The 21,108-nt window shown below is 60.8% G+C and carries 18 protein-coding genes; 9 read left to right on the top strand and 9 right to left on the bottom strand.

Annotated elements, in window-relative coordinates; translation table 11 throughout:
- Window positions 1–1,699 (bottom strand): methyl-accepting chemotaxis protein (locus tag B3520_RS12695; RefSeq protein ID WP_286876187.1); only part of this gene is annotated, 1,699 nt, incomplete at its 3' end.
- Window positions 1,700–1,972: 273 nt separating this feature from the next.
- Here B3520_RS12695 and B3520_RS12690 point away from each other — a divergent pair.
- Entirely contained in the window at window positions 1,973–3,691 is a 1,719-nt protein-coding gene (locus B3520_RS12690; RefSeq protein ID WP_123637810.1) for an ExeA family protein, read from the top strand.
- A complete protein-coding gene (locus B3520_RS12685; protein WP_286806982.1) occupies window positions 3,691–4,494 on the top strand; it encodes a general secretion pathway protein GspB in 804 nt (267 codons plus the stop codon). Before B3520_RS12690 ends, B3520_RS12685 begins: the two co-directional genes overlap by 1 nt.
- Before the next feature lie 44 nt (window positions 4,495–4,538).
- On the opposite strand, the gene B3520_RS12680 is transcribed toward B3520_RS12685, so the two are convergent.
- From B3520_RS12680 to B3520_RS12660, 5 genes are all read right to left on the bottom strand, one after another.
- Entirely contained in the window at window positions 4,539–4,907 is a 369-nt protein-coding gene (locus tag B3520_RS12680; RefSeq protein ID WP_286806981.1) for a DUF6164 family protein, read from the bottom strand.
- A gap of 3 nt (window positions 4,908–4,910) precedes the next feature.
- Window positions 4,911–6,236: a sensor domain-containing diguanylate cyclase gene (locus tag B3520_RS12675; protein WP_286806980.1), complete on the bottom strand. Its 1,326-nt coding sequence runs from the start codon at window positions 6,234–6,236 to the stop codon at window positions 4,911–4,913.
- 126 nt (window positions 6,237–6,362) lie between these two features.
- The gene (locus tag B3520_RS12670) at window positions 6,363–6,737 is read right to left on the bottom strand and encodes a cytochrome b5 domain-containing protein (protein ID WP_123637814.1); all 375 of its coding nucleotides are present in this window, start codon (window positions 6,735–6,737) and stop codon (window positions 6,363–6,365) included.
- Between the two features lie 22 nt (window positions 6,738–6,759).
- Window positions 6,760–8,058: a ferredoxin reductase family protein gene (locus B3520_RS12665; RefSeq protein WP_286806979.1), complete on the bottom strand. Its 1,299-nt coding sequence runs from the start codon at window positions 8,056–8,058 to the stop codon at window positions 6,760–6,762.
- 71 nt (window positions 8,059–8,129) lie between these two features.
- Window positions 8,130–9,485, bottom strand: a complete 1,356-nt coding sequence (locus tag B3520_RS12660; protein WP_286806978.1) for an MBL fold metallo-hydrolase — start codon at window positions 9,483–9,485, stop codon at window positions 8,130–8,132.
- 328 nt (window positions 9,486–9,813) lie between these two features.
- Here B3520_RS12660 and B3520_RS12655 point away from each other — a divergent pair, with 328 nt between their 5' ends.
- From B3520_RS12655 to B3520_RS12645, 3 genes are all read left to right on the top strand, one after another.
- Window positions 9,814–10,401 (top strand): gluconate 2-dehydrogenase subunit 3 family protein, encoded by a 588-nt coding sequence (locus tag B3520_RS12655; RefSeq protein WP_286806977.1) that lies wholly within the window; start codon window positions 9,814–9,816, stop codon window positions 10,399–10,401.
- Between the two features lie 2 nt (window positions 10,402–10,403).
- A complete protein-coding gene (locus B3520_RS12650; protein ID WP_286806975.1) occupies window positions 10,404–12,095 on the top strand; it encodes a GMC oxidoreductase in 1,692 nt (563 codons plus the stop codon).
- An 86-nt stretch (window positions 12,096–12,181) separates the two neighbouring features.
- Complete coding sequence (locus B3520_RS12645; RefSeq protein WP_286806974.1) at window positions 12,182–12,589, top strand: NIPSNAP family protein; 408 nt, start codon at window positions 12,182–12,184, stop codon at window positions 12,587–12,589.
- Between the two features lie 5 nt (window positions 12,590–12,594).
- On the opposite strand, the gene B3520_RS12640 is transcribed toward B3520_RS12645, so the two are convergent.
- Window positions 12,595–13,353 carry a substrate-binding periplasmic protein gene (locus B3520_RS12640; RefSeq protein WP_286806973.1) on the bottom strand — a complete coding sequence of 253 codons (759 nt, stop codon included), beginning with the start codon at window positions 13,351–13,353 and terminating at the stop codon, window positions 12,595–12,597.
- Window positions 13,354–13,474: 121 nt separating this feature from the next.
- Here B3520_RS12640 and B3520_RS12635 point away from each other — a divergent pair, with 121 nt between their 5' ends.
- Window positions 13,475–15,742: a heavy metal translocating P-type ATPase gene (locus tag B3520_RS12635; protein ID WP_286806972.1), complete on the top strand. Its 2,268-nt coding sequence runs from the start codon at window positions 13,475–13,477 to the stop codon at window positions 15,740–15,742.
- Window positions 15,743–15,854: 112 nt separating this feature from the next.
- Window positions 15,855–16,223, top strand: a complete 369-nt coding sequence (locus tag B3520_RS12630; RefSeq protein ID WP_024460726.1) for a DUF883 family protein — start codon at window positions 15,855–15,857, stop codon at window positions 16,221–16,223.
- A gap of 29 nt (window positions 16,224–16,252) precedes the next feature.
- On the opposite strand, the gene B3520_RS12625 is transcribed toward B3520_RS12630, so the two are convergent.
- The gene (locus B3520_RS12625) at window positions 16,253–17,248 is read right to left on the bottom strand and encodes a GGDEF domain-containing protein (RefSeq protein WP_286806971.1); all 996 of its coding nucleotides are present in this window, start codon (window positions 17,246–17,248) and stop codon (window positions 16,253–16,255) included.
- 183 nt (window positions 17,249–17,431) lie between these two features.
- Between B3520_RS12625 and wrbA the strand changes: the two genes are divergently transcribed.
- Window positions 17,432–18,034, top strand: a complete 603-nt coding sequence (gene wrbA / locus B3520_RS12620; RefSeq protein WP_024460728.1) for an NAD(P)H:quinone oxidoreductase — start codon at window positions 17,432–17,434, stop codon at window positions 18,032–18,034.
- Window positions 18,035–18,101: 67 nt separating this feature from the next.
- Here wrbA and B3520_RS12615 read toward each other — a convergent pair whose 3' ends face one another.
- Complete coding sequence (locus B3520_RS12615) at window positions 18,102–19,268, bottom strand: endo-1,4-beta-xylanase (protein WP_286806970.1); 1,167 nt, start codon at window positions 19,266–19,268, stop codon at window positions 18,102–18,104.
- A gap of 236 nt (window positions 19,269–19,504) precedes the next feature.
- Here B3520_RS12615 and ppsA point away from each other — a divergent pair.
- Window positions 19,505–21,108, top strand: a 1,604-nt coding sequence (gene ppsA / locus B3520_RS12610; RefSeq protein WP_286876184.1) for a phosphoenolpyruvate synthase, incomplete at its 3' end; no start/stop codon positions are given.

The raw sequence follows: 21,108 nt of genomic DNA, 5'->3' as shown, positions 1-21,108 counted from the left end.
GAGCCGCTTCAATGGCCGCGTTCAGCGCCAACAGGTTGGTCTGACTGGTGATATTGCTGATCAGAGAAACCATGCCTCCGATTTCCCGCGTCCGTTCGTTCAACTGATGAATGGTGCGCGCGGAATTCTCCACGGCATTGCGAATCGCCTGGGTACCGGAACTGGCGGACTCAAACTGGGCCCGGGCCTCTCGCACCACGGTTTCCATGACCTGTTTCATTTCGGTGGCGGTGCCGGAGGCGTTGCTGATTTCACCGATCTGCTCTTCCAACAGGCTCAGCATCTGCTCCATGGCGGCGGTCACCTGAGTCATGGTGGCATTGGCGCTGTCATTGCGCTGAAGCATCTGCTCACTGTTCTGCTTGACCTCGTTAGCCGAGCGGATCACCGAGCCAATAATGCCATCCAGATTGTCGATAAAGCTGTTGGTCCAACGCCCCAGATCACCGGTTTCATCCGCCACCAGTTTGCGGGTATCCAGGCGTTGTTTGAGGTTGCCACCGCCCTCGCCCAGAGCGTGAATGATCTCGGTCATCTTTCCGAGTCGTCGGGCCAGGCGTCGGGGCCCACGCATCAGAAAACTCCAGGCGCCCACGGCCAATGCTCCAGCGGTCGCGAGGTTGATGGTCCACAAGGGCCAGTCGCTCCAGGCGTGCAGTGCCATATTGCCGCCGAACACCAGTAGCAGAGGCAACAGCAGTAACCCCATGAACCGATAGGTTATGGAACGAAAGCGATACACCTCCTCCAGGTCACCCTCGCACATCATGCCCCAGCGGTCTTTGGAACCTTTAAGAGTAAAGGTTACCCCTTTACCGATTACCGGAATGTGGCGGTAATCCGAATAGCCCGGATAGGTGACAAACAGGTTCTCGCCGTTGCGGATGGTTTCGCGTACGCCGGGATGCAACTGGCCGGTGGCCGGGTCGGTAAAGCGGATCTCGAATTCGGTGTGCCGCTTGACCCCCACCACGCCCCAATCGGTGTGAATACCGCTTTTGAGATTTTCGCCATGGGAGAAAGTGCTGTCCTCAAAGCGGGACCGTGACAGGGCCGTCCCCGCAACGATGCGCCGATCAAAACCCGGCTCCACCATAAACAGATAATTGTCACCGGACTCGGTGAAAATATGCCCCGCTTCCCGTTGAATCAGATCGCCGAGTACGTCATTGGGAACCCGGGCACAGACACAGCCAATCGCTCCGTCCGCCAGTTCCACGGGCTGGTAAAACATCAGGGTCACCTCGTCGTGAAAGCGCGACGAAGAGGGACCAATATCCAACGTGGCCCGATCCACATAGGGCCCATGCAGAAACGCCCCTTTCAATCCCTCCTCCAGGGCCCGGGCATCCAGGTCACGTGCACCGACTCTGGCGCGATAGCTGGAGGCCAGCACTTTGCCGGTGTCGTCCACGACAAACAGCTCCGATGCATCCACCCAGCGCTGAAGCTGCTGTGGCAATAACGTATCCCAGCGGGCTGGATCCTGCTCTACGCTGGCCGCCAGGGAAACCATCTGCTCCCACTGACCGTCCACCCACTGATTGAGAATGGTGATTCGCGTCTGGGCGACGCTCTCAAAAGCCTGCTCCATCAGTGCATAGCGATTGCGGTTGAGCCAGCAGGACCAGCCCATGCGCACTTTGCCGGTAGCGCCAAACCAGTTCAGCCAGCGCCGTTCAGCGCCGGAGAGATTCATACGAGTACTTCTTAAACTCATTGAGTCATTCCAATTTTCGGGTTGATACCCCAAGCCGTAGCAGGAAACAGGCCAATCGAAAGACGGCGAATAAGGCGCCAAACTTTTCAATTTGCACCAATTCGGTGCAAGGCTTGCGTCAGCGCCCCCTTCGGCGCACCTTTGTGATGCAGAGAATTGTCACGCCCGAGTCAGACCGAGCCGGAGAGGAGGCTTTAACCGACCCGAGTTTCCGGCTATTCTGGCGGTCTGACACCGGGACCAAGGATCGCCATGTACCACCCGTTTTTCGGCCTTCAGGAGCCGGCCTTCGCCATCGCCGTCAACCCGCGCTACCTCTATATGAGTCAGCAGCACCGGGAGGCCCTCGCGCACCTGTTGTTTGGCCTGCGCGGCGGCGGTTTTGTGCAACTGACCGGCGAAGTGGGCACCGGCAAAACCACCATCATCCGCTGCCTTCTGGAACAGCTTCCGAGCGACACCGACATCGCCCTGATTCTGAACCCCATGGCCTCCGTGCCCGAGTTACTGAGCACCATCTGCGATGAGCTCGGAGCCCGCTATATCTCGGACGACGACACCAGCGTCAAAACCCTGACCGATGCGCTCTATGATCGGCTGCTGGACAACCATGGGCGCGGGCGTAAAACCGTACTGCTGATCGACGAGGCCCAGTCTCTCAGTGCCGAGGCGCTGGAGCAGATCCGGCTGTTGACCAACCTGGAAACCCACACCGAGAAACTGCTCAACATCATTCTGGTGGGCCAGCCGGAACTGTGTGATCTGCTCGCTCAGCCCTCCCTGCGCCAGCTCGCTCAACGCATCACCGCGCGCTTCCACCTGAACCCACTGAGCCGGGAAGAAACCGCCGCTTACATTCAGCACCGCCTGCAGGTGGCGGGCCTGGCCAGCGGCAGCACCCTGATTCCCGAGGACATTCAGACGGAAGTGCACCGCTTCAGCGGCGGCATTCCCCGCCTGATCAATATCATTTGCGAGCGCATGTTGCTGGGCGCCTACGGGCAGAACCGCAACGTCATCGACCGGGAGCTGTTTCGCCAGGCGCGGCGGGAAATCACCGGGGAGCCCGCCTCGGACCGACCCAGTACAACAGCAGCGCCGACACCAAAGCGGGCACGGCCAGCGTGGTTGGCCAGTGCCATCGCGGGGTTTGCGGGTATCACATTGGGCGCGCTGCTGTTTGGCGGCCTCGGCAACGAGCTGCCCTGGCAAGCGACACCGGAGCCGGAACCGACCGTCCCGAAACTCAGCGCCGCCTCACCGTCCGTTGCATCGGAAGTGCCGCCCACAAACATAACCGCCCCGGACGCGACCGGATCGGTCGACACCGATTCCGAGGCGATGCCGAACACAGATCCCCCGGCGCTACCGGAGCGGCCCTGGCCCCGAAAACTGGATGATGCCCTTCGCCACCTGGCCGACCACTTCAGTCTGAGTGTGCCCACCACCGGCAGCCCCTGCACCGAGAGCCCCGAGCCGGGCCATGCCTGTGGACGACGTATGCTCACCACCTGGAACGAGTTGATCGAACTGGACCGCCCCGGTGTGCTGACCCTGATCACCCCGGAGCGCAAACTCGCTTACATCCCGCTGTTGGGTCTCAATGACCAACAGGCATTGACCTGGCTGGAAGGTCGTCCGCAGACGGTTGACTGGGCCGATGTCGCGCAACTCTGGACCGGTGAGTTTCACCATTTCTGGTTCCGCCCGGCCGGTTTTGACGGTGGCCTCAGCCCCGGCGAACGAGGTCCCGCCGTCCGCTGGCTGGCCGAGCAGTTTGCCGAACTGGACAGTGAAGCGGAGCCCCTGAGCCGGGATCGCTATAACCAGCCCCTGCAGGCACGGGTAGAGATTTTTCAGCGCGCCGAGGGGCTGACCCCGGACGGGCTGTTCGGGGAAAACACCCTGAACCAACTGGCACGACGACTGGGGCTGGACCCGGGATTACTGCCCATTGCGGAGGCGCCCTGATGTCGATGATTCTGGACGCCCTGCAACGGGCCGACCGGGAGCGGCGCCGGGACGAAACACCGGCGCAAGCGCTGCCCCCAGCCTCCGCGCTGGCAACGCCCGCCGCGGTCCGGCGAGCGGGAGCCTGGCACAAATGGGGGCTCTCTGTGGCCATTGCGGGATTGGCCGCCGCCGGACTGCTGGCGTACTGGCTATTCAGAAGCGCTGAGCCGCCTGACCCCATTTCCCCAGTGGAAGCAACGGCAAGTGCCCCTGTTCCTGAAAGTACAGCGGAGGCGAGCGTCGCCGAGACCGAGCCCCGACGCCCGGGAGTTGAACGTCTCTACCAGGCCCCCGCTCGTCCCGAGCCGTCGGACGAGTCCATTGCCTCGCTGTACCGCCGAGCCCAGGCGCCAGAACCGACCCGCCCCGAGGTGACCCCATCGGAGGCGGCCACCGAGCGCCTCGCTCCGCCGCGCGACAGCGCCAGTGTCACGCTCAGTGACACACCGGCGGAGCCGTCTTCATCTCGCCAGGAAGCCGAACCAGAGCCACAACCGGCCGCCACACCGAGGCCTTCTGTTCCGGGGATTCGGGACCTGTCCTGGAGCCTGCAACAGGACATTCCGTCGTTGAATTATCAATCCCACCAATACCGGGACGGGCAAGGCAGTACCGTGACCATCAATCAGCGCGAGTATCGCGCCGGTGACCGGATAGCGCCGGACCTGCGCATCGAGCGAATTGAAGAAGACGGGGTGGTGCTGACATTCAAAGGCCAGTCCTTCAAATTGCAGGCACTCAATAGCTGGATCAATATGTAGCCAGAACAAAAAACAGAGGCAGGACAATCCAGTGGCGCCGCAGCCTACTGACCGATCAGCGCCACGAAAGGCAGGATGGACAGGGTCAGGATGACCCCGATGGCAATGACCAGAGCGGTAAATCGCAGGGGGGCAGCGACCGCTCTTTGCCAGAGCGTTGGTTGCTCCCCGGCGGCCTCCCGCTCCTCTCTCAGCGCCCGCTGCTGATCCAGGCGGCGAGCCTGATAGTCCGCCAGCAGGGCCTTGGCTTCGGGCAGCTGCTCCGGGTGGGTCAGCCAGATCGCGGACACCCCCAACCCCCAAAAACCGGCGTGGGTTTCATAGGTGGCAAAGTCGTGATCCGCCAGAAGCTGACGAACCTCCTGTGCCTCGTCGTCAGGCACCTGATTCAGTTTAAACAGTAATTGACCCATTGTTCAGCGCGTGCGCTTCCCCCCTTTGGAACAGTGGCGATCCGGTTCTATGTGGACGCGATTACGCCCTGCATCCTTGGCTTTATAGAGTGCCTTGTCCGCCCGTGACAGCAACTGATCAAAACGTTCATCCTCGGCTTGCACCTGGGTAATACCCGCGCTGAAGCTCGCATTGAATGTCCGCAGCTCATCGTTGAAAAATTCGGTTCCGGCAAACACCGCCCGAATATCATCAATCAGCTCCAGCGCCTCTTTGGTGTCGGTGTGGGGCAGCAGAATCAGGAACTCCTCTCCCCCGGAACGCCCGGAGATATCCCCTTTGCGCAGACGGTTTTTGAGAGTCGCCGCAAAGGCTTTGAGCACCTCATCGCCCATCAGATGACCATAGGTATCGTTGATGGACTTGAACCAGTCCAGGTCCACCTGTACCAGAGAAAACACCACTTCATGACGTCGATAATCGTCCAGTAACTCCGCCAATCGCTGCAACAGAAAGCGCCGGTTATACAGGCCGGTCAACTCATCGGTGACCGACAACTCCAGCAGCCGGGCTTCGAGCGCCTTGCGATGACTGATGTCCACCACCATGCCATACCAGGTCACCACCTCCTGATCCAGCCACTCCCGCTCCGGGGTGGCAATGCCCTCCAGCCAGATTTCCCGGCCATTCAGCACCACCCGGTATTCGCAGGTCCATTGCCCCAAGGCCCGGTAGCTTTCCAGAATGGATTGCTGGAGACGCTGCGCGTCCTCCGGATGCACCAGGTCAAACACCAGCGAAGCGTCCTGCAAAATAGCGTCGGGCTCCCGACCGTAAAATTCCCGTACCCCCTCACTGACGTAGGGAAACTCCACCCGTCCATCGGCGTACATCCGGAAAATATAGATGACCCCGGGGATGGTCTCGGCCAACTTGTTGAGTAATTGGGCATTGATGTGCTGCTGACTGATGTCGATGTGGGTACCCACCACCCACTCGGGATCGCCCTCCGCCGTGCGGGACATCAGGCGACCCCGGTCGTGAATCCAGACCCAGTGCCCCTCCTTGTGTCGGAGTCGCACAATGCATTCGTAGTAGGGGGTTTCACCATCGAAGTGGCGCTGGAAGGCTTCGTTGGAACGGGCCAGGTCGTCGGGATGACAGAGACGGTGCCAGATGGCGATGCTGATGGGCTCCAGCTCCCGGGAGCTGTAACCGAGCATCTCCGCCCAGCGTTCGTTGATCCGTTGCTCACCGGTGTGGGCATTCCACTCCCAGGTGCCAGCTCGGGTACCCTCGATGATGGCCTTCAGCCGGTTGAGCTGCTCGCTTGCATTTACCTGGGACACACCATGCCTCTGGTTACCTCAATCTCTACCGGGAGGGCGCTGTTGTCGCTCAAACCATCCCTCAATTAGCGCTATCTTCGCAAGCCCCGAAAGCCGTGGCAAGCACGAGCGACGCCTCCCGTCCGGTCACTGACCGGTTGAGGTATCCGCGGCCGACTCAAGAACCCCGATCCGGTAGCGTTCGAGCTGACCCCAGGCGGCAGGGCTGTGGTCCCGACCATAGCCTTTGGTGGTCATGCCCTCGGTGGCTTCGCGCCCGCACCAGGGCAGAATCACCGCCGGTGGCGCCGGGTGGTGTGGCAGGTAGTCGGTCAGGTCATACACCTCACCCCGGATCGCCATCCAGCAGTCCTCCAGCCGGTCGTGCCTGGCGACCTCCTCCAGGGTAAAGGTCGGCTCCTCTTCGGCCAGCGTTACCGCCGGCACCAGCGTCCAGGTCACCAGCAAGGTCACGACCGAAGACCAGAATGCGACAAACGCCGCAAAGGCGGTTTTTTTCATGGGTTACCTCCCGATCAGATGTTCAAAGCAAAACAAATTCTTCGGTTACCAGGCGCCCGGCGGGCACACCGCAGGCGCTCAGCGCCTCCCGGGCCCGTTCCAGCAGCGGCAACGGGCCACAGACATACACCGCCCGGTCGGCCACATCCGGACAGACCCGCTTGATGAAGGCCTGATTCAGCGGCCCCTCCCGATAAAAATAGTGCACCGTCAGTTGGCTGTCGGGCCAGCCCTCGAACGCGCCCTTCAGCTCGTCGGCAAACAGGAACCGCGTCTCGTCCTGTACACAATCGATCAGATGAACCTGCAGCGGCCGCCCCACTCGCACCGCCTCACGTACCCGCCCGAGAAAGGGAGTGATGCCAATTCCCCCCGCGACCCACAGCTCGGGCCGTGCGGGATTCGACGCAAAAAAATCGCCGTAGGGTCCCTCCACCCAAAGACGGGTTCCCTCGGGAACGGTCAACATCGCGTGACTGGCATCCCCCAAATCCTTGATCGCCACCCGCAGATCCGGCTCATCCGGAGCAGAGGAAAGGGTGTAGGGATGCTCTTCCCGGTGCCCGATATGACCAACCCGATCCGGCGTCAAATAGATGAACTGCCCGGATCGATAACTCAACCGCTGCCGCTCTGGGGCCAGCGTCAGCTCCACCACATCCCGCGCAGGGTGAGTGACTCTGGTCACCCGATAGGAACTCCGGCCTCGCCAGCGTGCGTAAAGCCACCGGTAGCTCAGTGCGGAAATCGCGAGCAGGGCCAACGTCGACCACAACACCCAGGCCAACCATCCGGGCAAGGTCCTGCTCAACAACCCCGTGTGCAACAACGCCAGAATGACAGTGACCCCACTCAAGCGATGCAGCCACTTCCAGCGTTGGTATTCGGGTTCGCCAAAAAAGCCGAAGCTCGGCGCCATGAACGCCATCAACGCCAGCAGCGCCACCCAACCCCAGACCGAGGCCGGCTGCGAAGAAAACAGCGTACTGACCGCCGCGTCCAGGGAAATACCTGCCGCGGCAAACGACAACAGCAGCGGATGGGCCAGCAATAACAGAAATGCGATGGCGCCAAGGCGATGATGCAACTGCCACAGTTTAGTCAGGCCACCGAAGGGGCGGTCAAAGCCAGGCACACGGCAACACAGGGCGGCGGCCATCAGTAACAGGGAGAGGCCCCAAATGCCGGTAATACGCCCCAGGGCATTCAGAACTTCCCGAGGCTGATCCAGACTTGGCCAGAGAAACGGCAGCGCCAGCACGCCCGGCAGCAGCGCCAGCACCCAGACAGCCACGTGACTGAAACCCTTCGGATGACGCACGTAATCCCCCCTTGAGCGTAAAAACCGGCACGTTTACGCGTCGGTAACCCGGTTTGTTCCAGCGACGTTCATCAGACAGTGAGGATCGACCGGTACTCGGCCACATCAACCTCGTAATCCCCGTGATCCTGCAAGTACAGACGCAGGCAGTCGGCCGCTTCCGGCTCACCGTGAATCAACTGGATGGGCGTTTTCGACTTGAGCCCGGAATCTTTAAGCCACTGCCCTAGCTCACGATAATCCGCGTGACCAGACAGTCCGGTCAGAACCGCCAACTGTGCTTTTCGCGGGATATAGGCGCCGTGAATCTTGACCGTTTCTCCCCCCGCAATCAGATGTGCTCCGCGGGTACCACCCGCCTGGTGGCCGCTCAACATGAGCGTGTTGCGGTGATTCGGCAGCAGCCGCTTCATGTGATGCAGAATGCGACCGCCGCTCATCATGCCACTGCCGGCGATGATGATATGCGGGTACGACAGGTCGGCCAGCGCCTTGGACTCATCAACACTGTGAGTGTAAGTCACCAGCTCCGCCATACGGGCACAGTCGGCATCGCTCAACCGGTGCTGGTCAGCGTACTGGTGGTAAATGGCGGACACGTCGATGGCCATCGGGCTGTCGAGGAACACCGGCAGCGTGGGGATGCGTCGCTCATCCATCAGCCTGGCCAGCATATGCTGCAGCAACTGGGCCCGCCCCACGGCAAAGCTGGGAATCATCAGCACCCCGCCGCGATTGACCGTGGCGTTGACGATGTCTGCCAGCTGATTCCAGGGGTCGCTGTCCGGGTGCGGACGATCACCATAGGTGGATTCAAGCAACAGCAGGTCCAGCGCCGGGAGGGGTTTCGGGGGGTACATCAGAATATCGTGGGGCCGCCCCACATCGCCGGAAAACCCGACCCGTTTACCTTCCGCCTCCACGATGATGCTGGCCGCCCCGAGAATATGCCCGGCGGGCTGGAAAGTGATGGACAGGTCCCCGAGCTGCAGTGACTGATTGAAATGCACGGGTTCAAAAAGCTTCAGGCTGTCTTCAGCGGTGCGCTGGTCGTACAGGGGCTCGGGATGATCGTGCTTGCTCAGCTTGTGACGGGAGAAAAACCGGGCGTCTTCTTCCTGAATGTGCCCGCTATCGGGCAGCAGAATGCCGCACAGCGCCCGGGTGGCCGCGTGGGTGTACACCGGCCCGCGATACCCCTGCTGATACAGCCGCGGAATGTAGCCGGAGTGGTCCAGGTGCGCGTGGGTCAGGAGCACCGCGTCCAGGGTGTTCAGATCCACCGGCAGGCTTTGCCAGTTGCGCCGACGCAACCACTTGTAGCCCTGAAACAGGCCACAGTCGATCAACACCCGGGTTCGACCGGTCTCCAGCAGGAACTTGGAGCCGGTCACCGTTTCCGTACCGCCGAGAAAGACTATCTTCACACGCACCCCCGAGCTTCTGCCGTGGCACTGCAGTGGTTCTGACAGCCAGCATAGACACAGGCCGGGCACCCCGTATTGACCTGAATCAACCCGGGAGCCCAAAAAGGAAATTGCCCCTCAAAGCTTGCGCCCTCGAGGCAACTTGCTTACATTATAGTCCACACAACAATTAGTGATTTAAGCGCCACTCCTCAGGGACAGGTTCCTGCACCCGGGCCACCGGCCCCAGTGCCCAGCGCATAACATCAATAACAATCGCCCTGTAGCAACCCAAACCGATTGCCGCAGTTCACTCACCCAAACTCGGTTTCCGATCATGAAAACACGCATGAACAGACGAGAAATCTTACGTTACACCGCCTGGCTGACCGGCACCTCCGTGGCCGCACCGCTGGCCTCGGCGGTACTGACCGGCTGCTCCGAAACGCCTCCGGGGGATGCCGCCCCCACCCCCACACCGGCCGACGGCCAGCTGCTTCACTTTTTCAGCCCCAAGGCGTTCGGCCTGATCACCGAAATCGCCGACACCCTGCTGCCGCGCACCGACAGCCCCTCGGCCAGCGACGTCGGGGTACCGCAAACGCTGGACACCATGCTCGGCAAGGTGCTCGAACAGGGGTACGTGGAGCAGTTCCAACGACTCTGGACCGACCTGGAGGCCGCCCTCACCCAGGCCAACTTTGCCAGCCAGAGCCAGGGCGAACGCGAAGCACTGCTCAGCCAACTGGAAACCAGCACGGACGCCACTCAGGCCAGCGCCCGCGATGGCATGGTGATGCTGAAGCAACAGGTGGTGATCTATTACCTCACCAGCGAAACCATTGGCGAGCAGTACCTGAACTACCTTCCCATCCCCGGCGAGTACAAACCCTGTATCTCGGTGGACGACGTTGATAACAAGAAGTGGGCAATCTGATCATGGCAACGACTGAATTCGACGCAATTGTGATTGGCTCCGGCATCAGCGGCGGTTACGCCGCCATGGAGCTGTGCAAAAAAGGCTACAAAACACTGGTCCTGGAACGGGGCCGCGATGTGCAACACGGCGAATACCCCACCGCCCACGACGATGTGTGGGACCTGCCCCACCGCGACAAGGTGCCCCGGGACGAAATTGCCGAGCACTACCCCAAGCAGAACCGTCTCAACTGGTGGGTCACCCAGGCCAACAAGCACTGGATCAACAAAGACGACGAATACCCTTATCAGGAAGACCAGCGTTTTGACTGGATTCGCGGGCATCACGTCGGGGGTCGCTCGATCATGTGGGGCCGTCATTGCTATCGCTGGAGCGACATTGACTTTGAGGCCAACAAAAAAGAAGGCATCGCCATCGACTGGCCGATTCGCTACAAGGACATCGAGCCCTGGTACGATTATGTGGAACCCTTCGTCGGCATCGCCGGTCAGGCCGAGGGCCTGAAGCAGGTACCCGATGGCAAATTCCTCAAACCCTTCCCGCTCAACTGCGCTGAGCAGCACCTGCGCGAAACCGTCGCCCAGAAATATCCGTTCCGGGTGGTGACTCCAGGCCGGGTAGCAAACCTGTCCGAGTACAACCCGGACGTTCACCTCGGCAAGCGCGGCCAGTGTATGTCCCGGGATCGCTGCTGGCGCGGCTGCCCCTTCGGCGCTTACTTCAGCAGCCAGTCCGCCACCCTGCCGGTGGCCGAAGCGACCGGCAACCTGACCATTCGCCCACACAGTATCGTCAAGGAAATTGTGTACGATGCCGACTCCGGGCGCGCCACCGGCGTGCGCCTGATCGACGCCCAGAGCAAAGAAGAGCTGGAAATTTCCGCACGGATCATTTTCTGCAACGCCAGCACCGTGGGCACCACCGCCATCCTGCTCAACAGCCGCTCCGACGCCTTCCCCAATGGTCTGGGCAACCGCAGCGGCGAGCTGGGCCACAACATCATGGATCACCACTACGGCATGGGCGCCGCCGGCGTTCTGCCCGCACTGGAGAACGAATACTACTCCGGTCGCAAACCGGGCGGTTTTTATATTCCGCGTTTTACCAACCTGGATGAAGAAACCCGGCGGGAAGATTATGTGCGCGGTTTCAGTTATCAGGGCTCGGCACAACGGGCTGAAAATATTCCGGTGGGCGCGGTCGGCTCATCCCTGAAAGAGGCGGTGTTCAAACCCGGCACCTGGACCATCCGCATGACCTGTTTCGGCGAGATGTTGCCCTACCATGAAAACCGGATGTACCTGGATCACAGCAAGACCGATCAATACGGTATGCCGCTGATCACCTTTGATGCCCAACTGCGGGACAATGAAATGAAGCTGCGCCAGGACGGCGTGAAAAGCGCGGTGCAAATGCTCGAAGCGGCGGGCTGTACCGGCATCACCTGGTACAACAGCGCCACCGCGCCCGGCGCCTGCATCCATGAAATGGGCACCGCGCGCATGGGCCACGACCCGGAAACCAGCGTGCTCAATAAATGGAACCAGATGCACGATGTCCCCAATGTGTTTGTGACCGACGGTTCCTGCATGACCAGCTCCGGCACCCAGAACCCGAGCATCACCTACATGGCGCTGACCGCCCGTGCCGTAGACTATGCTCACAAACAGATTCAGGCCGGCGAGCTGTAAGCTCACCCGGTTATGGTCGACACACCCATTCCGGGCAGCCTAGTTATCCTCTAGAAGACTGCCCGATTTTTTTTGAGGTAATAACCATGAAAGCTTTCTTGCGCACCCTGTCCCTGATCACTCTGGCGACCGCGGCCAGCGCCCCGACACTGGCCGACTCCGAGCGAGTGTTCGAGCTGCGGACCTACACCACCCATGAAGGCAAACTGCCCGACTTACATGCCCGCTTCGAAAACCACACCCGCTGGTTGTTCGAAAAACACGGCATGAGGAACATCGCCTACTGGACACCCACCGATGAAGCCCTGGCCGACAACACCCTGACCTATATCCTGGTGCACGAAAGCCGGGAAGCGGCCGAGGCAAGCTGGAAGGCGTTTTCCAACGACCCCGAGTGGCAGGCGGTTTACCAGAAGTCCCGAGAGAATGGACCACTGGTCAAACACATCGACTCCACTTTCATGAAGCCCACCGACTACTCGCGGATTCGCTAAACCCATCAAAACTGCAATGGGTCGATGCCGTAGCGCGCCAGCAGGTAAACGTACTCGTCGGTGTCCCGAAAGCGCTGCACGGCCCGGGAAAAGTCAGCGGCCAGTTTATGGGCATCCTCGCGTTGACGTGAAATGGCGATGTAAATGGGGCCCCGGAATACCGGCGGCTCCATGAACTCGATCTGATTCCGCACCCCCAGCCGCTCGGCGTGCAGTTCAATGGCCGGCTTGTTGCCCAGGGCATAGTCCACCCGGCCACCGAGCAGCACTTTGATCAACTGCTCCTCATCATTGACCCGCAGCTTTTTGAACGCGGTATCGTCTTCAAGCGCCTCGCCATAGTAGTAAGCGCGAATTCCCCCGAGCTGAAACTCGCGCAACCAGTTGATATCGGACGAATCCAGAGGCTCATCCCCGGCGCGGCGAAACACCGATACGGTTTCAAAGGCGTGGGGAATGGAGGTGAAGGTGACGCCCGGGGCGCGCTTGGAGGTGTTGAACAGGGTGCAGGCAATATCGGCCCGTCCGTCACCGACATGCTGCAACAGCCGGCTGAACGGATAGCGCCGGTACTCGAGCTTATACCCCAACTGCTGGGCCACCCGTTCGCACACATCGACGGAAATGCCCCGCCACTGGCTGGTCTGATCGTCAAAATAATAGAACGGCGGGTAGTCCTTTTCGGCTACCGCCGCCACCAACGTGGTCCCGCTGGCCGCACAACTGATGCACACCAGCAAAACCGTCAGCACAATACGCCTCATGGAGGATCTCCATCCTTTTTGGAGGAACAGCCAGAAAAAGTATAGCACCGAATAGTCGCCCCTTGACTTTCCAGTGATTGGAAGGTTTAGAGTGGCCCTATTCCCTACTACGGAGGCGTTTATGACATCCTCGAATGAAATTGATCTGCACATCAGCGGGATGAGCTGTGCATCCTGCGTCGGCCGGGTTGAAAAAGCCCTCAATGCCGTGGAAGGCGTCACCGAAGCCAACGTCAACCTGGCCACGGAAACCGCTCAGGTGAAGGGCAGCGCCAAGGCCGATACGTTGATCGACGCCGTACGCCAGGCCGGCTACCAGGCCGAACCCGCACGCTCCGACCAGACCGATCAGTTGGCGGAAGAGCGGGCCCAGGAGGCCCGGCGTCTCAAACGCTCTCTGTGGTTTGCGGCGGCGTTGACGCTGCCGGTGTTTGTGATGGAAATGGGCGGCCACCTCTTTCCGGCATTGCACCACGCCATCAACGACAGTATCGGTCAGCAGGCCAACTGGTTGATCCAGTTCACCCTGGCCACCCTGGTGCTGTTCGGACCCGGCCTGCGCTTTTTCCGGCTCGGTGTGCCAGCTCTGGCACGGCTGGCGCCGGATATGAATTCACTGGTGGCCCTGGGCACCACCGCTGCCTGGGGCTACTCGGTGGTGGCCACCTTTGTGCCCGAGGTACTGCCTGACAATGCGGTCAACGTCTATTACGAGGCCTCGGCGGTCATCGTCACCCTGATTCTGCTCGGCCGGTTTATGGAGGCCCGCGCCAAGGGCCGCACCAACCAGGCCATCAGCCGCCTGGTGAGCCTGCAGGCCAAAAGCGCGCGGGTGCTGCGCGACGGGCAAGAGGTCGAGGTGGCGCCGGAAGAGATTCAGCTTGGGGAGACCATTGTGGTCCGCCCCGGTGAGAAAATTCCCCTCGACGGTGAGCTGGTTGACGGTCACTCCTATGTGGACGAATCCATGCTCACCGGCGAAGCCATTCCCGTGGAAAAGTCCACCGGGGATACAGTGGTGGGCGGCACCCTCAATAAAACCGGCAGTTTCTCCTTCAAGGTCACCAAAACCGGGGAGGACACCCTGCTGGCCCAGATCATTCATATGGTCGAAAGCGCCCAGGGCTCGAAGCTGCCGATCCAGACCCTGGTCAATAAAATCACCCTCTGGTTTGTGCCCGCAGTGATGGCCGCAGCCCTGGTGACCCTGGTGGTCTGGCTGATATTCGGCCCCGAACCGGCCCTGACCTTTGCGCTGGTCAACGCGGTGGCGGTGCTGATCATCGCCTGCCCTTGCGCCATGGGACTGGCTACGCCCACCTCCATCATGGTGGCCACCGGCCGGGCGGCAGAAATGGGCATCCTGTTTCGCCACGGCGAAGCCCTGCAGGCACTGCGGGATATGGACGCCATTGCCTTTGACAAAACCGGCACCCTGACCCGGGGCCAACCGGAACTGACCGACCTGATTCCCGCCGAGGGTTTCGAGCGCTCGCAGTTGCTCACCTGGGCCGCGGCACTGGAAAAACGCTCCGAACACCCCATCGCCGAGGCGATACTCGACGCGGCGGAGCAGGAAGACCTGACGCTTCCGGAGGCCACCGGGTTCGACTCATTGACCGGCTATGGTGTGAAGGCCACCATCGAGGGGCGCGAGGTCGCCATCGGCGCGCTGCGGCTTCTGCAGGAGTACAGCCAGGGCGACAATCCGTTTGAAGCCGAGGCCGACACCCTGGCCAGCGACGGAAAAACCCCGCTGTATCTGTTGGTGGACCGCAAGCCGGCCGCCCTGCTCGCCGTAGCCGACACCGTAAAAGACACAACGCCGGCGGCCATCGACTTTCTGCACCGGGAAGGCTTCAAAGTGGTGATGATGACCGGCGACAACCAGCACACCGCCCGGGCCATCGCCGATCAGCTCAAAATTGATGAAGTGGTGGCCGATGTCCTGCCCGACGGCAAGGTCGAGGCGCTGAAAAAGTTGCAGGACGAGGGCCTGAAGGTGGCCTTTGTGGGCGACGGCATCAACGACGCCCCCGCTCTCGCACAAGCCGATATCGGTATCGCCATGGGCACGGGGACCGACGTCGCCATCGAAAGCGCCGATGTGGTGCTGGTCAAAGGCGATCTGGTCGGAGCGGCCAACGCCATCGCCGTCTCCCGCGCCGCCCTGCGCAACATCAAGCAGAACCTGTTCTGGGCTTTTGCCTACAACACGGCGCTGATTCCGGTGGCCGCCGGTCTGCTCTACCCGGCCTTCGGTCTGCTGCTGTCGCCGGTGTTCGCGGCGGGCGCCATGGCATTGTCGAGCGTGTTTGTGCTGGGTAATGCCCTGCGCCTGAAACGCTTTCAGGCGGTCATCCAATCCGGCCCCGACGCCGTACGATGAAGTGAGCGCCAAGCGTTTCAATTGGGCGCTCATAAGCCTACACTGGTTTGCGAAAAGGCTTGCGAGAGTCCTTTAGCTGACGAGTATTCACCGTTTTACTAAGGAGTAGGTTATGCAAGTTCGAGACTTGATCCCGGGCCAGGCCCGGAAGAAATCCAACCCCAGCGCGATGGAACACCTGTCTGAACGCTCGGCCGAACTCACCGATGAATTCAAGTCATTTGTGGGTGATATGGAAGCCATGCTCAAGAACAGCGCATCGCTGCAGGGGGAAGAACTGGCCCGCGCCCGCCAGGCGCTGGAGGAGCGCGTCCACAAAGCCAAAGGTGTGGTTGACGAAAAAGGCAATCGCCTGGCGCAGTACACCAAGGAAAACCTGCATCAGGCTGGTGACTACGCCCGGACGCACCCCTGGACGGTCACCGGTGCAACCCTGGCGCTCGGGGTTGCGGTCGGGCTGTTGATCTTCAAGCGCAAATAAGGCGGTGCCCGGGCACACCAGTGGTCTGCCTACGAACTGGCGACCCACTGGTTGCGTCCCCGGTCCTTGGCCCGGTACAGGCAGTCGTCGGCGGCCACGATAAGATCGTCCGGGGTATCAACACTGATCAGGTCCGAAGTCACCACCCCGACACTCAGTGTCACCACCCCGTCAGTAGCGGTGTGTTCGTGCGGGATCCCCGAAGCCTGCATGGACGCCAAAATACGCTCCGCAACACGTCGAGCGCCGGCACTGTCGGTTTCGGGAAGCAACACCAGAAACTCATCGCCCCCATAGCGAACCCCCAGATCCATCGTACGGTGACTGGCACTTCGGATGGCATCGGCCACGGCCACCAGGCATTTGTCACCCGCCAGATGACCATAACGATCGTTGTACTCCTTGAAGTGATCGATATCGACCATCAACAACGACAGCACGCCGCCGGTGCGCTTGATCCGCGCCAGTTCGCTGACCACCACCTCATCAAAGCGACGGCGATTGGCCAGCCCGGTCAGGGGGTCGGTGAGTGAAAGCGCCTGCAACTCCCGCATTGCCTGTCGCAGCTCTGCGGTGCGCCGCTCGATTTTCTCTTCCAGCTGTTCATTCAGTTCTTTGAGCTCACGCTCGGTTTCCACAAAGCGGGTAAGCTCCTTGGACGTGCCCCAGATATGGGTCACCACCCCGCGATCATCGCGCATCGGAACCAGAATGGTCTCAAACAACCGCTGACGGCCGTCGAGCACCGGCTTCTGCTCCGTCACCACGGTGCTGCCCAGGGCCACACAGCGCCGGTAGCCTTCAATGATTTCCTCGGCGCCCTCCCAACCGGCCAGCAAGTCCCGGAATCGGGCGCCGGGCACCTGTCTGGGCTCCAGAGCTCGGGCCGCCTCATTGGCGTTGACGATTTCAAAGTCGTCATCAAGCACCTTCGCAATCCAGAAGGGATCGCGAGCATGATGCCAGAGCGCCTCAAAGAACTGCAGCAGCGCCTGTTGGTCCAGAGCAGCGTGAAAGTCGGTCATATCCGGATACTAGCGCAAAGCGCCCAAAGATGCAGCATCAGGCGCCAAAGTGGCCTATCGGCGTCCCCGCATGGCTTACGTAAAGATTGGTAAGCGCCGTCCGCCCCGCAACAAGACAAACCATCCGCTCGCCTGTTAGCGTCGTATCTACCACTTTAACTTACCCGAAAAGGAGTCTGTTTGATGTCCAAGGTTCTTGTTCTTTACTACAGCATGTATGGCCACATCGAAACCCTGGCTCACGCCATCGCCGAGGGAGCCAGGCAGGTGGATGGTGTGGAAGTCACCCTGAAACGTGTGCCGGAAACCATGCCTGAGGATGTGGCCCGCAATGCCGGCGCCAAGCTCGACCAGGATGCGCCAGTGGCCAGTCCGGAAGAGCTCGATCAGTACGATGCCATCATCTTCGGCACCCCCACGCGCTTTGGCAACATGTGTGGTCAGATGCGCAACTTCCTGGATCAGACCGGCGGACTCTGGGCGCAAGGCAAACTGGTCGGAAAAGTGGGCAGTGTATTTACCTCCACTGCCAGCCAGCACGGCGGTCAGGAAACCACCATCACCTCGTTCCACACCACCCTGTTGCACCACGGCATGATCATTGTGGGTGTACCTTATGCCGTACCCGCACTGACCAATATGGACGAAGTCAGCGGCGGCACGCCCTACGGCGCCAGCACCCTGGCCGGTGCCGATGGCAGCCGCCAACCGACCGAAAACGAGCTGACCATCGCCCGCTATCAGGGTGAGCATGTGGCGAAAATTGCCATCAAGCAGAGCGCGTAAAACCCTTGCGCCAACAAAAAAGCCCGCGCTATTGGCGCGGGCTTTTTTGTACTCGTCGTACTGAGTGCTACTCGGCGTTGGTTGGCACCCTCAGCAGCGTATCCACCGCCGGCTTGGGCGAATAATCCCGGTTGAACAGCAAGGGGTAGTTGATGCGATTCTCGATGGGATAGCCGTTTTTCCAGGACATATCATCGGTCACACCCCAGAGCGTAACCCGGTCGATTTTATCCCGCTTGCGATAAAGCAGCTCGAACAGTTCCCGCCAACGCTCGGTCAGTTGCTGCTGTACATCATCCGGCAAGCCGTCCGCGTAGGGGTTCAGGTACTCCACAAATTCTTCATTCTGATATTGTGGATGAAGCATGCCGGTACCGATGATCTGGCCCTCACGAGTGAGCGGCAGCACATCGATGTCCATCTCGGTAATCATCACTTTCACACCCAGCTCGGCGTAGGCATCAATGGCCTGCTCGATGTATTCCATTTTCGGGTAATTCAAGCCCCAGTGTGCCTGGATGCCGACGCCGTCAATGCGAATACCGGCGTCCTGCAACATTTTTACCATACGCACAATACCGTCGCGCTTGGCCGGACGCCAGGCATTGAAGTCGTTGTAATAGAGCTCGGTATCCGGTGCGTACTCACTGGCGTACTGAAAGGCCAATTTCACCAGCTCATCGCCACTGCCAATACTGTTGACCCAGGTGGTGGGACGATAGGAGCCGTCGTCCGCAATCACTTCATTGACCACATCCCAGGCGTGCACCTTGCCGGCATAACGCCCGGCAACCACCTCGATGTGCTGACGCATCCGCTCTTTCTGCTGCTCGGAGGTGTTGGGATCGCCGTCTTCATTGTGAAAGAACCAGGCCGGTGTCTGGTTGTGCCAGACCAGGGTGTGGCCCACGGTAAACAGGTCGTTTTCCCGCCCGAATTCAACAAACGCATCGGCGGGCCCAAAGCGGTACACACCGGGCTCCGGGTTGATCTCCTCGGCCTTCATGGCGTTTTCCAGGGTCACGGTATTGAAGTGGTTCAACACGATCTCCGCGGACTGGGGGGCATCGCCAGCCGCGATTCCCGAATTGATCGCCACGCCCACTTTGAAGGCGTCGGCATAGGCCGCCTTGAGCGTGTCGGCGGTGGGTTTCACGTCATTCTGGCTCTGGTAGGGAGATTGCTGGCAGGCGGACAACAGTACCGCCGCAGCAAGTATCAAAACAGGTTTCATAACAGTCATACCCTGGTTTTATCATGTTGAGTGGCGCCGGAGCGGCCGGCGGGCCAGGCATCCTGACAGGCCGCCAGACAGGCCGCCAGACAGGCCACTAAGAGTCACAACAACTATATCAAACTCCACAACGCCTGTCGGCCCGATTTCTGATCTGGCGCAAGGCCCAGCCCACCCACAGCGACTAGACTGTTAACAGAGACCTTTCCGGAACACCCCAGGCCAGGAGGTGAGCCATGCCCCACACAGAATCTATCCTATGGTTTGAGCAGATTACCCTGGAGGACATTGGCCGGGTTGGCGGCAAGAACGCCAGCCTGGGCGAGATGACCCGGTCGCTTCAGTCCGCCGGCGTCCCCATTCCCCCGGGGTTTGCCATTACCGCCCAGGTGTACCGGGATTTCATCGAGGCGAACCAACTGACCGGGCGGATCGCCGAACAACTGGCGGCGCTGAAACATGAGCAGCAAAGTCTGGCCGATACCGGGGCAGCCATTCGGGCACTGATTCTCGGCGGGGAGTTCACCACCGGGCAACGAAGTGCCATTGAGGACGCCTATCGACAGCTCTGCGACCGACTGCAACAGCCCGAAGCCCCGGTCGCCGTGCGCAGCTCCGCCACGGCCGAGGACCTGCCGGAAGCCAGTTTCGCCGGTCAGCAGGAAAGCTTTCTCAACGTCCGGGGGCTGGATGGGTTATTGGAAAGCAGCCGGGCCTGTCTGGCCTCCCTGTACACCGACCGCGCCATCGCCTATCGGGAGCAGCACGGCTTTGCCCACGAGCAGGTGGCGCTTTCGGTGGGTGTGCAGCAGATGGTGCGCTCGGACCTCGGCTGCGCCGGCGTCCTGTTTACCCTGGATACCGAAAGCGGCTTCCCCGACGTGGTGCTGATCAACGGCGCCTGGGGGCTGGGGGAGTCGGTGGTCAAGGGCAGCGTCAACCCGGACCGGTTTATGGTGTACAAGCCGCTGCTGGAACGTGAATTTCAGCCCATCATAGAGCGCACCTGCGGCAGTAAAGCGGAGAAGATGCTCTATGCCGACTCGGCCGACGAACCCGGCAAAACCACGCGCACGGTTGCCACCACCGAATCCGAACGCCAGCGTCTGGTGTTGAACGATGAGGACATTCTCACCCTGGCCCGCTGGGGAATGCAGATCGAACAGCACTACCAGCGCGCCATGGATATCGAATGGGCGCGGGACGGTGATACCGGAAAGCTTTATATTGTCCAGGCGCGCCCGGAAACCATCGAGTCACAAAAAGACCGCGCGGTCTTCTCCAGTTATAAACTGAAGGAGCAGGGCTCTGTGCTGGTGGAAGGCGCCAGTGTCGGCAGCGCCATCGCCGCCGGCCCGGTGTGCAAGCTGGACCGACACGACCAGAGCGAGCAGTTCCCGAAAGGCGCCATTCTGGTCACCGACCGGACCGACCCGGACTGGGTACCGATCATGCGCCGCGCGGCGGGGGTCATTACCAACAGCGGCGGTGCCACCAGTCATGCCGCCATTGTCAGCCGGGAGCTGAAGGTGCCCGCCATCGTCGGTACCGGGAACGCCACGGAGCGTCTGACCGAAGGAGCGGAGGTCACGTTGGACTGTTCCCAAGGCGCCCAGGGCAAGGTGTACGAAGGTAAGCTGGCCTTTGAGGTAAAGCAGATTCGGGTGGACGAAGTGGTTCCCACCCGCACCGACCTGATGATCAATGTCGCCATGCCCGACGGCGCGCTGTACTGGTGGCAGCTGCCGACCCGGGGAATCGGCCTGGCCCGGATCGAGTTCATCATCTCCAGCCAGATTGGTGTTCACCCCATGGCCCTTTTGCACCCGGAGCGGGTCAC

Origin of the sequence: Marinimicrobium sp. UBA4509 (assembly GCF_002388575.1) — a bacterium.
Classification (GTDB): domain Bacteria; phylum Pseudomonadota; class Gammaproteobacteria; order Pseudomonadales; family Cellvibrionaceae; genus Marinimicrobium; species Marinimicrobium koreense.
This window is presented reverse-complemented; position numbering and strand designations above follow the sequence as displayed.

What these genes read in the sequence shown, in the direction of transcription:
- B3520_RS12630 (WP_024460726.1), top strand. Translation starts at nt 15,855, where the DNA reads ATGCAAGTTCGAGACTTGATCCCGGGCCAGGCCCGGAAGAAATCCAAC.
- B3520_RS12635 (WP_286806972.1), top strand. Translation starts at nt 13,475, where the DNA reads ATGACATCCTCGAATGAAATTGATCTGCACATCAGCGGGATGAGCTGT.
- B3520_RS12650 (WP_286806975.1), top strand. Translation starts at nt 10,404, where the DNA reads ATGGCAACGACTGAATTCGACGCAATTGTGATTGGCTCCGGCATCAGC.
- B3520_RS12685 (WP_286806982.1), top strand. Translation starts at nt 3,691, where the DNA reads ATGTCGATGATTCTGGACGCCCTGCAACGGGCCGACCGGGAGCGGCGC.
- B3520_RS12670 (WP_123637814.1), bottom strand. Translation starts at nt 6,737, where the DNA reads ATGAAAAAAACCGCCTTTGCGGCGTTTGTCGCATTCTGGTCTTCGGTC.
- B3520_RS12625 (WP_286806971.1), bottom strand. Translation starts at nt 17,248, where the DNA reads ATGACCGACTTTCACGCTGCTCTGGACCAACAGGCGCTGCTGCAGTTC.
- B3520_RS12680 (WP_286806981.1), bottom strand. Translation starts at nt 4,907, where the DNA reads ATGGGTCAATTACTGTTTAAACTGAATCAGGTGCCTGACGACGAGGCA.
- B3520_RS12640 (WP_286806973.1), bottom strand. Translation starts at nt 13,353, where the DNA reads ATGAGGCGTATTGTGCTGACGGTTTTGCTGGTGTGCATCAGTTGTGCG.
- B3520_RS12645 (WP_286806974.1), top strand. Translation starts at nt 12,182, where the DNA reads ATGAAAGCTTTCTTGCGCACCCTGTCCCTGATCACTCTGGCGACCGCG.
- B3520_RS12615 (WP_286806970.1), bottom strand. Translation starts at nt 19,268, where the DNA reads ATGAAACCTGTTTTGATACTTGCTGCGGCGGTACTGTTGTCCGCCTGC.
- wrbA (WP_024460728.1), top strand. Translation starts at nt 17,432, where the DNA reads ATGTCCAAGGTTCTTGTTCTTTACTACAGCATGTATGGCCACATCGAA.
- B3520_RS12690 (WP_123637810.1), top strand. Translation starts at nt 1,973, where the DNA reads ATGTACCACCCGTTTTTCGGCCTTCAGGAGCCGGCCTTCGCCATCGCC.
- B3520_RS12655 (WP_286806977.1), top strand. Translation starts at nt 9,814, where the DNA reads ATGAACAGACGAGAAATCTTACGTTACACCGCCTGGCTGACCGGCACC.